This window comes from Mucilaginibacter pankratovii, assembly GCF_014773265.1.
GTDB classification, from domain to species: domain Bacteria; phylum Bacteroidota; class Bacteroidia; order Sphingobacteriales; family Sphingobacteriaceae; genus Mucilaginibacter; species Mucilaginibacter pankratovii.
Window position 1 is genome coordinate 37,331 of record NZ_JACWMY010000008.1, and the last position, 13,147, is coordinate 50,477.

A 13,147-nucleotide genomic window follows, 5' to 3' on the forward strand; every position below is an offset into this window, starting at 1 on the left:
GTTGAAACAGCTTTCTGAAATGAAAAAAATTATTATTACCGGCGGGGCTGGGTTTATCGGTTCGCACGTGGTGCGCCGGTTTGTAAAAACCTACCCGCAGTACCAGATCATCAACCTCGATAAATTAACCTACGCCGGCAACCTGGCCAATTTAAAAGATATTGAAAATGAGCCTAACTATCGCTTTGTAAAAGGCGATATTGTTGACCTGGCCTACATCAATAACTTATTTGAAGTGGAGCAGCCGGATGCGGTGATACACCTTGCAGCCGAGTCGCATGTGGACCGCTCTATATCTAACCCGCTGGAATTTGTGATGACCAACGTGGTTGGCACCGTAAATTTGCTGAACGCGGCTAAAACCATCTGGAAGGATAACTACGCCGATAAACGCTTTTACCATGTATCTACCGATGAGGTGTACGGCACCCTTGGCGATACCGACATGTTTGTGGAAACTACCGCCTACGATCCGCACTCGCCGTATTCGGCTTCTAAAGCAAGTTCCGATCACTTTGTGAGGGCTTACTATGACACTTACGGGTTGCCAACGGTTATATCCAACTGCAGCAACAACTACGGTTCGTTCCATTTCCCCGAGAAACTGATACCGCTTGCCATCCATAATATAAAGCAGCAAAAACCTGTACCCGTATATGGCAAAGGCGAAAACATCCGCGATTGGCTTTGGGTAGAAGACCATGCCCGTGCTATTGATGTGATATTTCACCAGGCGGCCACAGGCACCACCTACAACATAGGCGGGCACAACGAGTGGAAAAATATTGACCTGATACAACTGCTTTGTAGTATATTAGACAAAAAACTGGGTCGCGAGGCGGGGGAATCGGCAAAACTGATCACCTACGTTACCGACCGGGCCGGGCACGACCTTCGTTACGCCATCGATGCAACCAAGCTAAAGAACGAGCTGGGATGGGAGCCATCGATAACTTTTGAAGAAGGGCTGGAAAAAACTGTAGATTGGTACCTGGCAAACGAAGGCTGGCTTAGCGATGTAACATCGGGCCATTACCAGGAATATTACAGTGAGCAATATAATAACCGTTAAAGAATGTTTGGATTATTTAAGAGAAAGCAAGTAAAAAAAGAAAGAACGCTCGATTATGGGCCGGTTGTGGTAGATATGCATTCACACGTGCTACCGGGGATAGATGATGGCGCGCAAACGCCCGAAGAATCTGTTTTCCTCATCAAAAAAATGATGGAACTGGGCATTAAAAAAATAATTGCCACCCCCCATGTGATGGTTGATTATTATCGTAACGATCGCGAATCTATCATGAACGCGCTTGCTGTTCTTAAAGAAGAACTCAAAAACCAGAACATAGATATCCCTGTTGAGGCGGCTGCCGAGCACTACTTCGATGAGACCTTTGAGAAACGTATAGACGAACGCAGCCTGATGACCATGGGTGCCGATAATTATGTATTGTTTGAGCTATCGTTTATTAACGAGCCGCCTAACGTGATACAAATGATCCAAAAAATGCGAGATGCCGGTTACAAGCCCATTTTGGCCCACCCCGAACGTTACGCTTATATGGATATCGACCGCATGATGGCTATACGCAGCTGGGGTTGCAGCCTACAGATAAACACCATATCATTAACAGGGTATTATGGTAAGCCAACCCAAAAAATGGCCGAGAGCATGGTAGATCACCAGATAGTTGATTTTATATCGAGCGATATGCACCATCCGCGCCATGCACAAGCATTTGAAGATGCCCTTACTACCGATTATATAGAAAAGCTGCTGGTAGATTATCCACTAAAGAACAAGATGCTGCTTTAGAGTTAGGGGCAAAAAGTCAAGAATCAAGAGACAAGAAAATAAGAGATAATAAGAAGGGGAATAAGCAATGTGCTTATTCCCCTTCTTATTTATTATATACAGATCAGGAGTAGCCCCGAGCCTCTTATCTTCCAGTCTTGTCTCTTGATTCTTGTCTCTTAACTCTAACCTCTATTCATACCTCAACGCTTCCACCGGATCAAGCTTAGCCGCTTTTTTTGCCGGGTAAAAGCCCGACGACAGGCCAATAAACGTACAAAGCCCAATGGCGCAAAACAGCCAGAACCACGGCACTACAAAGGTGCCGCTAATTTGTACGGCTATAAGATTACCTGCAGCCATACCCAATATAATACCCCCGACACCTCCGATAAGGCATATCACGATAGCTTCTATTAAAAACTGTTTACGTATAACCGATGGTGTGGCACCAATGGCTTTGCGCAGGCCTATTTCGCGGGTACGCTCGGTAACGGATACCAGCATAATGTTCATCAGGCCAATGGCGGCGCCTATCAGGGTAATAATGCCTACCGCAAAACCGGCAGCGGTAACACCATTTAGGTTACTGGCAAGTTCGGCCTGTATCGAATCGGCACGGAAGATCTCAAAATTATCATCCTGCCCTAAATGCAGGCTGCGCACGTTCCTGAACAATGACGTTGCTTCGCCAATGGTAGCATCCAATGCTTCGGGCTGGCCTACGTTAACCACAATGGCAAATGATGGTTTTGACGTTGCCGCCAGTTGCCTTGCCTTTACAACCGGGATGATACAAAATTTATCGCCGCCAAAGCTGTTGCTCCCTTTTGCTGCGATAACGCCAATCACCCTGAATTTACTGGAACCGAGCAATATAGATTTGTTTATCGGGTCGGTATTTTTAAAAAGTTTCGATCTAAGCTCATCGCCTATGATCACCACGTTAGCGCCGTGATCAACCTCCGATGTAGAAAAATTACGCCCGAAAGCGATCTTGTGCCCCTTAATAAATATGTAATTCTCGTTACTGCCTATAACCCTGATGTTGGGGTTCGTTTTTATACTCTCGTATTTTGCGATAGCCGTACCCGATACGGTAAAATCGATACTGATGCGCACCGGCAGCTTAAAAGTTTTCTGGAAACGTTCGGCCTCCTGGTAACTGATGGCCGGGTAAATTTTACGGTGGCCGCCATTACCAAAGCTAATGCCCGAGCCACGGTTTTGTATAGTGAAGGAGTTTGCGCCAAGCCCGGCGAAGGCATCGTTAGTGAACTGTTTAATCCCTTCAATTGCCGTTAGTATCCCCACCAGCGCCATAATGCCTATGGCAATAATGAGGGCCGTAAGCGATGTACGCAGCCTGTTACCAGCGATGGATTGTAAGGCTATAGCTATATTTTCTTTGTAGGTAGTTTTTACCGGCATGGCTTAAAATTAAGAAACTCGTTTGCATTTGACTATGGCACAGCACAATTTGTTACAAGCTGCCTAACGATTTAATACAGGCAAATTAAAAGTATTTGCGCAGGCAAAAAACTTGTAGTACTTTCATTTAAATAAGCACCTATACCTGTGAGAAAGATAGTATTACTGATAACCTTAACCTTTGCTGCAATAACAGACGCTGCCGCGCAGCAGGAAACCGTTTCAACTAAAGTGGTAGCTGTATCACAAACCACTATGGAACAAAAAATAGTAAAAGACAGCACGGGCGCAATATTGCCGTATGCCCAATGGCATCAAATGATGGCAGGGGGTGGCTACATGCTCAGGAGCAAGGGTTATAACACCGATAGTATGACGATTGTTAAAATGAGTGCCGCTGATATCGCCGCCCGCAATAGCAGGCGAAGTGCCATGCCCGCAATAATGCTGCCGCCAAGTCCGGCCTTCCCGATAGGTGAAAAAAAAGAGCTTTTTAATGCCAAAGATGTGGACGGTAAAAAGGTTGATTTTAAAGCGCTGGCCGGTAAAGTTATCGTACTCAATTTTTGGTTTATCAACTGCCCGCCATGCAAAGAAGAGATCCCCGAACTTAATAAATTGGTGGCCGATAACCCTGATGTAGTGTTTATTGGTATAGGGCTCGACTTGAAATACGAGATAAAAGATTTCCTGAAAGCCACTCCATTTAATTACCGCCAAATTTATGATGCCCGTGAAGATTGCACCCGCTATGGCATTAACAGCTACCCTACCAACGTAGTGATCGATAAAAAGGGAGTTACCCGGTACAGTTCATCGGGTTTTGGTGAAGGTGCTTTAACTTATCTCAAAAAAACAATTGAAGAGGTAAAAGCAGAAAATTAATTGGGAAAAGTTGTAGGGGAAAACCGCTAACTAAAAAACCCCATCCAAGGGACGGGGTTTACAATATCATTCTATAAATTCTCAGAATTCTTTAAAATTCGGGTTCAGACATTATACCGAAAACGAAGTACCGCAACCGCAGGTGCTTGCAGCGTTAGGGTTATTAAAAGTAAAGCCGCGGGCGTTCAATCCGTCCTGAAAATCTATCTGCATACCAGCCAGGTATAAGCCATGTGCTTTGTGCATATAAACTACCAAACCCTCAATTAAAAACTCCTGATCGCCTTCTTTTTTCTGGTCGAAACCTAAAACGTAGCTCATGCCCGAGCAGCCACCACCCTCAACGCCAATGCGTAAGCCAAAATCGTCAGTTAATTCCTGCTGATCTCTCAGTTTAAAAAGTTCTTTTACGGCACCCTGGGTAAAGGTTACAGGTGCAGTTAGGGTTTCCACAAACGCGCTCATCTTATTTTTAATTAACTATACAAATATAAGGTAAAATGCGGATTTTTGTCGCGGCCATATTATTTATGACCTCTGCCTAACATTTAAAAAACATGGTACTTTATAGCATATTAATGGATATTGCAAAATATACAATGGCCGGTATTGGCGTGGTGTATGTTGCCTTCTATCTGTTTAAACCTTACTTAGATAAAACCCAAACCCTGCAGGCACTGGAGTTGAAAAAGGGATTAAGCGCGCAAACGCTTCCATTGCGCCTGCAAGCTTATGAGCGGCTGGTGCTTTTTGTAGAGCGGGTAAACCCTGCCAATTTACTCATCCGCTTAAACGGCAACAGCCTTTCGGCAGCCGAACTGAATATTATTATTGTGAACGAGGTACGCAACGAGTACCAGCATAACGTAACCCAGCAAATTTATGTAAGCGACCGCGCCTGGGCCGTGATCAAACGCGTAAAAGAAGATACTCTTGCCGTAGTGAACAGCGCTGTAAAAGCACTGCCCGAAGGTGCCAACGGGCTCGATTTGGGCCGTATTATTCTAAACCACCTCGGCAAGCTGGAAGATAACCCTTACGATATTGCCATTACCCTGTTAAGGAAAGACCTGGAGGACTTGTTTTAACACTTATGGCTGGTAAAAAGATCACCAATAGCTCGGGCATCGAGGTAAAGGAGGTATACACCGAACCTTCGGGCATGAACGAATTGCCGGGAGAGTTCCCGTATACCCGCGGCATCCAAAAAGATATGTACCGCGGCAAACCCTGGACCATGCGCCAGTACGCCGGCTTCTCCACCGCCGAAGAAAGCAATAAGCGTTACCATTACCTGCTCAGCCAAGGCACCATGGGCCTTTCGGTAGCGTTCGATCTGCCTACCCAAATAGGCTACGACAGCGACCATGAACTCGCCGAAGGCGAAGTGGGCAAAGTGGGCGTGGCAATAGATTCCTTAAAAGATATGGAAGCCTTGTTTGATGGCATCCAACTAAAGGATATCACCACCAGCATGACTATCAACGCCACGGCCTCCATCCTGCTGGCCATGTACATCGCGTTAGCAAAAAAACAGGGAGCCGATCTGAAGCAGATCTCGGGCACCATCCAAAACGATATATTAAAGGAGTACGCGGCACGGGGCACCTATATTTACCCGCCCTCACCATCCATGCGGCTCATTACCGATATTTTTGAATACTGCAGTAAAGAAGTGCCTAAGTGGAACACCATATCCATATCCGGCTACCACATCCGCGAGGCGGGCTCAACTGCCGTGCAGGAGCTGGCGTTTACCCTCGCCAATGGCAAAACCTATTTAAAAGCCGCGCTTGATAAAGGTTTAGATATTAATGTCTTCGCCAAACGGCTGTCCTTCTTTTTCAATTGCCACAACAATTTCTTCGAAGAGATAGCCAAGTTTAGGGCCGCCAGGCGTATGTGGGCGCATATTACTAAGGAATTGGGAGCCACTGATGCGGGTGCGCAAAAACTACGTTTCCATACCCAAACAGGAGGCTCCACACTTACGGCCCAGCAGCCCATGAACAATATTGTGCGCGTAGGGATGCAGGCCATGGCAGCAGTGCTGGGCGGCACACAAAGCTTACACACCAACGGGTATGATGAAGCACTTTCATTGCCTACCGAAGCAGCCGCCAAAATAGCCCTGCGTACCCAGCAGATCATTGCTTTTGAAAGCGGCGTTACCGATACAGTTGACCCGCTGGCCGGCTCGTACTTTATAGAAGCTCTTACAAACGAGATAGAGACCGCCGCGCAGGTATATATTGATAAGATAGATGCGATGGGTGGCTCGGTAAAAGCCATTGAGAACGACTACATGCAGCAGGAAATTGCAGCCGCTGCCTACCAGTATCAAAACGATATTGAGAGTGGCGAACGGGTGCTGGTTGGCGTAAATAAATTTATTCAGGCTGAGGCAGTGGCAGATAGTGTTTTCCGCGTAAATGATTCTATCAGGCGCAAACAAACGGAGCAACTGATACGTTTAAAGGACGAAAGAAATAAAGCTGAGGTAAGCCGGGCGCTGCAAAATTTAGCAGCAGCCGCAAAAGGCACCGAAAACCTTATGCCTTACATTTTAACCGCTGTAGAAAGCTACGCCACCTTAGGCGAAATAGCCGATACGCTCCGCGATATTTTCGGGGAATATTAATAAAACATTAGCGGTTAAAATTTATTATAAGCTTAGAGCAAATTGAAGTAGGCGAGCTCCGATATTTTACAAAAAAGAGGATTCGGATTGCTGTTTAAACTTGCAAAAACGCCCATACGAAGCGTATAGGGGCATAATGCATTTTCACTTGCGAAAGATAACATTTAATATGAATTACACATTAAAAAAAGTTAAGCTTTAGATAAATATATTTCGGAAATATTCTCAAAATATCTTTTTTAATCCGCTTTTTTTATGAATATTCGATGTTCCGAAACGGGCTAAAAAGTTGCTTGCTGGGACGCTGAAAATCAAAGAATTACTACTATCTACTATGGAAAAAACTTGTACTACCGTTTGGAATAGCTGCTTGCAGATCATCAAGGACAACATACCGGCCCAGAGTTTTAAGACCTGGTTTGAGCCGATAAAGGCCTTAAGGATGGAAGGAAGCGTGTTAACCATACAGGTACCAAGTTTATTTTTTTACGAATGGCTGGAGGAACACTATGTTGGCCTGCTGCGTAAAACGATAAAGAAGCAACTGGGTGACGAAGGAAGGCTGGAGTATAACATTGTTGTGGAGCAATCTACCAGCAAGCCGTATACCACTAATATGCCATCCAACGGAAACGGCGCCGAATCGAAAAACCAGTCGATGCCAATACCCATTTCTATTAACAAGGACATTAAAAACCCTTTTGTTATACCGGGATTGAAGAAACTGAATGTAGACCCTCAGCTTAACCGTAACTACACCTTCGAAAACTTTGTAGAGGGCGATTGTAACCGTTTGGCACGCTCTGCCGGTTACGCTGTTGCTGCCAAACCGGGAGGTACTTCATTTAACCCTTTAATGATATATGGCGGTGTGGGTTTGGGTAAAACCCACCTGGCACAAGCTATTGGTAACGAAATAAAACGCGCCCTGCCCGATAAGCTGGTGCTGTACGTTAGCTGCGAAAAATTTACCCAACAATTTGTTGATGCTTTAAAGCATAATAACATAAACGATTTTGTGAATTTTTACCAGGCGATAGATGTACTCATTATGGATGATGTGCACAACTTTGCCGGCAAAGAAAAAACACAGGATTTCTTTTTCCATATCTTCAACCACCTGCACCAAAGCGGCAAACAGCTAATCATTACATCAGATAAAGCGCCCAAGGATCTGGCCGGTTTAGAGGAGCGGTTGCTATCGCGTTTCAAATGGGGCCTTTCTGCCGATCTGCAGATCCCTGATCTGGAAACCCGTATGGCTATCCTGAAAAATAAAATTTACCAGGACGGTATCGAACTATCAAACGATGTGATTGAATACGTTGCCCACAACATTGATAACAACGTACGTGAGCTGGAAGGCGCGATGGTATCCTTACTGGCACAATCAACCCTCAACCGCAAGGAGATAGACCTGAACCTGGCCAAGCAGATGCTGAAGAATTTTGTAAAAAATTCGGCCAAAGAAATTTCGATGGAATACATCCAGAGCCTTGTTTGCGAGTACTTTGAAGTACCTATCGAGATGGTAAAATCGCAAACCCGCAAACGCGAGATCGTTCAGGCCCGCCAGATCTCCATGTACCTGGCCAAGGCACATACCAAAAGCTCATTAAAATCAATTGGTAACTTCTTCGGCGGCCGCGACCACTCTACCGTTATCTACGCCTGCCAAACAGTTGAAGATTTAATTGATACCGATAAAAAATTCAAAGGCTATGTAGCCGATATACAGAAGAAACTGAAAATGTCGTAATTGGCGTTAAAGATATATGGGAAGCCTCGCGAATGCGGGGCTTTTTTGGTTAAAAAAAGTGCAGTCGCTCGGCTCCGGCCGAGTGACACACTATTATAAGGCCTCTGGCCGCCCCCCCCTTGCCTCAACTCTCGTCAACCAAAAACGGAGAGTCAGGATTTGCACTACTGTAAACATAACAGGTCTCATCGTTTACCAGCATCGCCTTCACCGGATTTTGATGGATATAATCCATTTTCTGATCAAAAACCGCCCCGGTTATTAGTTCAATAGGATAACTCGTTTTCTGCCAGAATTGATATTCGCTATTCTGGCTCGTTTTATTCGCAAAGAATTTAAATAAATAGAGCAGCCATTCCTTTCGGCTCTCCCGTGGATTATTTTCGATATTTGCAATTAACTGTTTAGCCGTATAGCTTTTAAGGTCCCGCAGAATATCAGGCAATCTACCCTCATCATGCGCAGCAATCAAATGTATATGACTGCTCATGATACAGTAAGCATACACTTTTAATCCCTTGTGTTTTCTGCAATACTCCATGTTACGGATAAATAACTCGCAATATTCGTTCCGGGTAAAAACATCTACCCAGCCAACAACAGGCATAGTTATAAAAAACGGGCGGTCGGTGTTTGCTTTTCTTAATTCGGACATTAAAACTAAGATAAATATTTGCCCTTAAATTGAGGCGGCCGGAGGCCTATTAATAATAGTCACTCGGCCGGAGCCGAGCGACTGCGCTGTTTGGTGGATTATTTAAAGAAAAAAACTTTTCTTAAATTGCCTTCACAATCCAGCCATCATGAAAAAAGCCATACTCCTCCTTGCCATCACCTGCTTTTCTACTACTGCCTTTTGCCAAAACACCGACAAGGACGATATCAAAAAAGCCATCAACACCATGTTCGATGCTATGCGCAAAGGTGATAGCACCATGCTAAAATCTGTTTTTGCAGACGGGCTGGCATTCCAGGGTGTACATACCAAAGCGGACGGTACCAATATACTGGAGAACGAAAAACCCGACGGTTTTATAAAAGCAGTAGGCACTCCGCATAAAGAAGTATGGGATGAGCGTATTACCTATGGTGATATAAAAGTGGACGGCCCCCTTGCCAGTGTGTGGACGCCCTATAAATTTTATCGTGGCCCGGTGTTCAGCCATTGCGGGGTAAACTTTTTCCAGCTGATGAAAACCACCACGGGCTGGAAGATCGTGTACATCATAGATACCCGAAGGAAAGACAATTGCCCGGAGTAATTTAAGGCTGAAGCAGAAAGTCTTAGGTTAAAATCTTCACCACTTAAAAACTATCGACCTGAGACTTTCGGCTTAAGACTCAAGACTTCTCTATCAGCTTATAAAATGCATCCCTGTAGCTATCCCCTACGGGGATTATTGTTTCACCTATAAAAATACGGCTGCGCTCGATGTACGTGATATGCTTTAGGGCTACAATGAATGATTTATGCACCCGCACAAAATCCTGCACGGGCAGTTGCTCGGCTATCCGTTTTAGTGTTTGCAGGCTCATAATGCGCTCGGTGGAAGTTTGCATGCTGATATAATTCTGCAGGCCTTCTATGTACAAAATATCATCCAGGTTTACCCGCTGTATACGATGTTCGGTTTTTACAAAAAGATAATTGGCGGTATTGGCTTGCTGCAAATTGCCCGGGCTGAACAGATGTGCTGCTTTTCCGTTTTCGGAAATCATTAGCACCTGCGCTGCTTTTTCCGCCGCGCGGTAAAATCTGTCAAATGCAATAGGCTTCAGCAAGTAATCTACCACATCGTGTTCATAACCATCCAGCGCATATTCGCTGTAGGCGGTGGTCAAAACAACTTTGCATTGCCTGCCTGCTATTTTAATAAACTGTAATCCGTTTAACTGGGGCATTTGAATATCCAGAAACACCAGGTCAATATTTTGTTCGCGAACGATGCTCAATCCCTCTACCGGGTTGGTGGTAGTAGCAACCAATTTGAGGAAGGGGACTTTTCCTATATAATCCGCAAGGATATCTATGGCAAGCGGCTTATCATCAATTACCAAACAGTTCAGCTCCATTCGTTCTGTTTCAAAATTAAATTCACTTCGTAAAAGTCGGCACTATCGCTTACGGTTAACTGATGCCTGTCGGGATAGATCAGTTGCAAACGGCGCTGCACATTACTAAGGCCTATACCGCCCCTGATATCCTTAAGGCCTTTATTCTTTTTGTTACGCACATTAAAAATAATACCCAGGTTATCGGCATGCAGGTATATTTCAACCGGGCTCGCTGGTTCATTCAGCACACCATGTTTAAAGGCGTTTTCTACAAATGCGATAAACAGCAGAGACGCTACCGGCTGATCGCCAATATACCCCTCTTGCGTAAAATTGATATAAGCCACACCTTTTGCACCTATCCGCTGCAATGCTATGGCGTTTTCCAGGTACTCCACTTCCCGGTTAAGTGGCATAAAATCTTCATTCCCGTCGCGCAGCATATACCGCAGCATTACCGATAATTTCAAGAGTGCTTCCGGCGCCTGATCCGATTTTTGATACGTAAGCGCATAAATGTCGTTAATGGTGTTAAACAAAAAATGGGGATTCACCTGCGAGCGCAGAAACGCCAGTTCGGTAGACAGCTTTTCTTTTTGCAGTTCCTGGTGGCGGCGATTGTTCTTATACCAGTTTTCGGCAAAAAAGTACGCCATCCCGTACATAAAGTTACCCGGGAAATAATACAGCACAATATTGCTGATGTACCGCTTTGCGGGCCAGGGGTGCCCCATATAATTATCAAAACCCAGTACCGGTAAAAAGAAGCCGTACTCCAGCGCATACCGTAGTAAAATGACCAAAGCCATGCAGAGTATCATGAAGACAATCCCCTGTACATACCTTTTATGTACAAAAAACTGAGGGGCTATAAATAAGTAACTGCCATAAAAGCAACTAATGAGAATAAGCGTGTACCCAAATTCTATCAGTAAATATTTAAAGTATAATACAGCATCCGGTGCAGTGTGTTTATACGAGAAAAAGTTATTGGCAAGAAACTTTGGGACTGAGTTGCTGATGATAAACACCGCCCAAAATGCAACATGTAAAAGTATAATATACTTTTTCTTCATTGGGTAAATATAGATGGATGGGCCGGAGTTTTAAACAGCAATATACCAAGGCACCATTATTAATGACGAATATGTGCTTTTGCTTGATGAATCCATTTAGGCCCGTTTTTGCAGATTCATCAATAAATTATGGGGGTTGGTCAACTGTAGTTGTGGCAGCGCCTGTTGCTGCGGATACTTGCCTCAATCAATCACAAAAACATGAAAAGATCAATAACTATTTGCCTGTTATTACTGCTGCCGATGCTTGCCGTTTGTCAGGAAAAACTTACTGTAAAAGTTCACCCCGGCGTGGAACTGTTTACCATTATACAAATACTGGCCGAAAAATATCCCCAGCCAAACCCATCAGCTTATAGCAAGGAAGCGCTGGCCTATTTCGATCAGTATAAGAACCATCCGGCGGTACAGAAAGTTAAATCGTTCGGCAATACTTATACAGATCTGGTAGAACTCGGCTGGTGCATGAGCGATTTCCCAAACATTAAAATTTATGAACCAACAGGGGAGATAAACTGGTATAAAATGTACGGCAAAGAAAACGTGCTGGAATACCTGAAACTTTGTCGCGATTTTTTTAACGACAGCAAATTCTGGGAGTTTTACCAGCAGCATTTACCCCGTTATACTGCATGGGGCGAACAGATGAAGCACAAGCTTGATTCGGTACAATACATTAAAAACCTGCAGGATTTTTACAGATACAATGCGGATGTAAAATGGTACATCTGTGTAGACCCGCTAAACAGCTGGGGATCGCACGCCATCATGACCAAAGCCATCAACCCGCAATTTGCCGATCTGCTGGTTTACAATACCGGTTACTTTACCCGTGGCGGAAAAGCCGATGCCGACCCCGTTTTTGAATTCAAAGATTTTGAAAACCTGGTTTGGCACGAAGGCAGCCATGTGTACGTCAATGGCTTGTTAAACGATCATGCGAAAGAGATTGAGGCCTTGGATTACCTTTTCAATAAAGATGACGACGGCCAGAAGCGGAACAACATTACCACATGGCGTTATTGCTTCGACGAAACGCTGGTACGTTCCATTACTGCCGCATTGTACAAAAAATACCGCACTGAACGGCTTTACAAACGCCAGTTGGCCAAAGAAACCCTTAGCGATTTTATTTATGTAGATGAACTCGCCCCGTTTATTTACGACAAGTACATCAACAGCACCAGGTACAAAAACTTCACAGAGTTTTTCCCGCAGATATTAAAGTTCCTTGCAGAAAAACACCCCAAAGTTAAATAAGAACCCATCCTTGCTCGCCGGGCCTGCTATACAATACATAACAGGCCCGGCTGTCTGTAATAATATTAAGCGCTCTAAATCCTCTATCTACTAACCCCTGGGCACTACTCTCCATCCTCTCCTTCTGTAACATTTTAAATATCAGCCCGCAATAGGGTTACTATTTGCTGATGACAGGTATCAATACTAAATCATCACGAAACCCAAACTCCTGCTTTATCGATTTTAATTTTAAGAAGCCT

General features: G+C 44.5%; 13 protein-coding genes. 8 read left to right on the forward strand and 5 right to left on the reverse strand.

Annotation, left to right across the window (positions count from 1 at the left end):
* Positions 1-19 precede the first annotated feature (19 nt).
* Positions 20-1,072: a dTDP-glucose 4,6-dehydratase gene (gene rfbB / locus IDJ77_RS15880; protein ID WP_191189957.1), complete on the forward strand. Its 1,053-nt coding sequence runs from the start codon at positions 20-22 to the stop codon at positions 1,070-1,072.
* A 3-nt stretch (positions 1,073-1,075) separates the two neighbouring features.
* A complete protein-coding gene (locus IDJ77_RS15885; protein WP_191189958.1) occupies positions 1,076-1,819 on the forward strand; it encodes a tyrosine-protein phosphatase in 744 nt (247 codons plus the stop codon).
* Positions 1,820-1,990: 171 nt separating this feature from the next.
* On the opposite strand, the gene IDJ77_RS15890 is transcribed toward IDJ77_RS15885, so the two are convergent.
* On the reverse strand, positions 1,991-3,229 hold the full coding sequence (locus IDJ77_RS15890; protein ID WP_191189959.1) for an ABC transporter permease: 1,239 nt from the start codon (positions 3,227-3,229) through the stop codon (positions 1,991-1,993).
* 147 nt (positions 3,230-3,376) lie between these two features.
* Here IDJ77_RS15890 and IDJ77_RS27960 point away from each other — a divergent pair, with 147 nt between their 5' ends.
* Positions 3,377-4,114 (forward strand): TlpA family protein disulfide reductase, encoded by a 738-nt coding sequence (locus IDJ77_RS27960; protein ID WP_191189960.1) that lies wholly within the window; start codon positions 3,377-3,379, stop codon positions 4,112-4,114.
* 111 nt (positions 4,115-4,225) lie between these two features.
* On the opposite strand, the gene IDJ77_RS15900 is transcribed toward IDJ77_RS27960, so the two are convergent.
* Positions 4,226-4,579: a HesB/IscA family protein gene (locus IDJ77_RS15900; RefSeq protein WP_191189961.1), complete on the reverse strand. Its 354-nt coding sequence runs from the start codon at positions 4,577-4,579 to the stop codon at positions 4,226-4,228.
* Positions 4,580-4,692: 113 nt separating this feature from the next.
* Between IDJ77_RS15900 and IDJ77_RS15905 the strand changes: the two genes are divergently transcribed.
* The 3 genes from IDJ77_RS15905 (at position 4,693) to dnaA (ending at position 8,514) form a co-directional block, all read left to right on the forward strand.
* Positions 4,693-5,202: a DUF7935 family protein gene (locus IDJ77_RS15905; RefSeq protein ID WP_224751121.1), complete on the forward strand. Its 510-nt coding sequence runs from the start codon at positions 4,693-4,695 to the stop codon at positions 5,200-5,202.
* 5 nt (positions 5,203-5,207) lie between these two features.
* Complete coding sequence (locus IDJ77_RS15910; RefSeq protein ID WP_191189963.1) at positions 5,208-6,755, forward strand: acyl-CoA mutase large subunit family protein; 1,548 nt, start codon at positions 5,208-5,210, stop codon at positions 6,753-6,755.
* Between the two features lie 334 nt (positions 6,756-7,089).
* Entirely contained in the window at positions 7,090-8,514 is a 1,425-nt protein-coding gene (dnaA, locus tag IDJ77_RS15915) for a chromosomal replication initiator protein DnaA (RefSeq protein ID WP_191189964.1), read from the forward strand.
* A 124-nt stretch (positions 8,515-8,638) separates the two neighbouring features.
* Here the strand turns inward: dnaA and IDJ77_RS15920 are convergent, their stop codons facing one another.
* On the reverse strand, positions 8,639-9,169 hold the full coding sequence (locus IDJ77_RS15920; protein ID WP_191189965.1) for an REP-associated tyrosine transposase: 531 nt from the start codon (positions 9,167-9,169) through the stop codon (positions 8,639-8,641).
* A gap of 148 nt (positions 9,170-9,317) precedes the next feature.
* Between IDJ77_RS15920 and IDJ77_RS15925 the strand changes: the two genes are divergently transcribed.
* Complete coding sequence (locus IDJ77_RS15925; protein ID WP_191189966.1) at positions 9,318-9,776, forward strand: nuclear transport factor 2 family protein; 459 nt, start codon at positions 9,318-9,320, stop codon at positions 9,774-9,776.
* A 79-nt stretch (positions 9,777-9,855) separates the two neighbouring features.
* Here IDJ77_RS15925 and IDJ77_RS15930 read toward each other — a convergent pair whose 3' ends face one another.
* Both IDJ77_RS15930 and IDJ77_RS15935 read right to left on the reverse strand, forming a co-directional pair.
* On the reverse strand, positions 9,856-10,587 hold the full coding sequence (locus IDJ77_RS15930) for a LytR/AlgR family response regulator transcription factor (RefSeq protein WP_191189967.1): 732 nt from the start codon (positions 10,585-10,587) through the stop codon (positions 9,856-9,858).
* Entirely contained in the window at positions 10,578-11,645 is a 1,068-nt protein-coding gene (locus IDJ77_RS15935) for a sensor histidine kinase (protein WP_191189968.1), read from the reverse strand. Before IDJ77_RS15935 ends, IDJ77_RS15930 begins: the two co-directional genes overlap by 10 nt.
* Positions 11,646-11,846: 201 nt before the next feature.
* Between IDJ77_RS15935 and IDJ77_RS15940 the strand changes: the two genes are divergently transcribed.
* Positions 11,847-12,905 (forward strand): DUF4932 domain-containing protein, encoded by a 1,059-nt coding sequence (locus tag IDJ77_RS15940; RefSeq protein ID WP_191189969.1) that lies wholly within the window; start codon positions 11,847-11,849, stop codon positions 12,903-12,905.
* Positions 12,906-13,147 lie beyond the last annotated feature (242 nt).

Excerpts from the sequence above, each read along its gene's own strand:
- IDJ77_RS15890 (WP_191189959.1), bottom strand. The coding sequence starts at position 3,229 with ATGCCGGTAAAAACTACCTACAAAGAAAATATAGCTATAGCCTTACAA.
- IDJ77_RS15935 (WP_191189968.1), bottom strand. The coding sequence starts at position 11,645 with ATGAAGAAAAAGTATATTATACTTTTACATGTTGCATTTTGGGCGGTG.
- IDJ77_RS15930 (WP_191189967.1), bottom strand. The coding sequence starts at position 10,587 with ATGGAGCTGAACTGTTTGGTAATTGATGATAAGCCGCTTGCCATAGAT.
- IDJ77_RS15905 (WP_224751121.1), top strand. The coding sequence starts at position 4,693 with ATGGATATTGCAAAATATACAATGGCCGGTATTGGCGTGGTGTATGTT.
- dnaA (WP_191189964.1), top strand. The coding sequence starts at position 7,090 with ATGGAAAAAACTTGTACTACCGTTTGGAATAGCTGCTTGCAGATCATC.
- IDJ77_RS15925 (WP_191189966.1), top strand. The coding sequence starts at position 9,318 with ATGAAAAAAGCCATACTCCTCCTTGCCATCACCTGCTTTTCTACTACT.
- IDJ77_RS15910 (WP_191189963.1), top strand. The coding sequence starts at position 5,208 with ATGGCTGGTAAAAAGATCACCAATAGCTCGGGCATCGAGGTAAAGGAG.
- IDJ77_RS15940 (WP_191189969.1), top strand. The coding sequence starts at position 11,847 with ATGAAAAGATCAATAACTATTTGCCTGTTATTACTGCTGCCGATGCTT.
- rfbB (WP_191189957.1), top strand. The coding sequence starts at position 20 with ATGAAAAAAATTATTATTACCGGCGGGGCTGGGTTTATCGGTTCGCAC.
- IDJ77_RS15885 (WP_191189958.1), top strand. The coding sequence starts at position 1,076 with ATGTTTGGATTATTTAAGAGAAAGCAAGTAAAAAAAGAAAGAACGCTC.
- IDJ77_RS15920 (WP_191189965.1), bottom strand. The coding sequence starts at position 9,169 with ATGTCCGAATTAAGAAAAGCAAACACCGACCGCCCGTTTTTTATAACT.
- IDJ77_RS15900 (WP_191189961.1), bottom strand. The coding sequence starts at position 4,579 with ATGAGCGCGTTTGTGGAAACCCTAACTGCACCTGTAACCTTTACCCAG.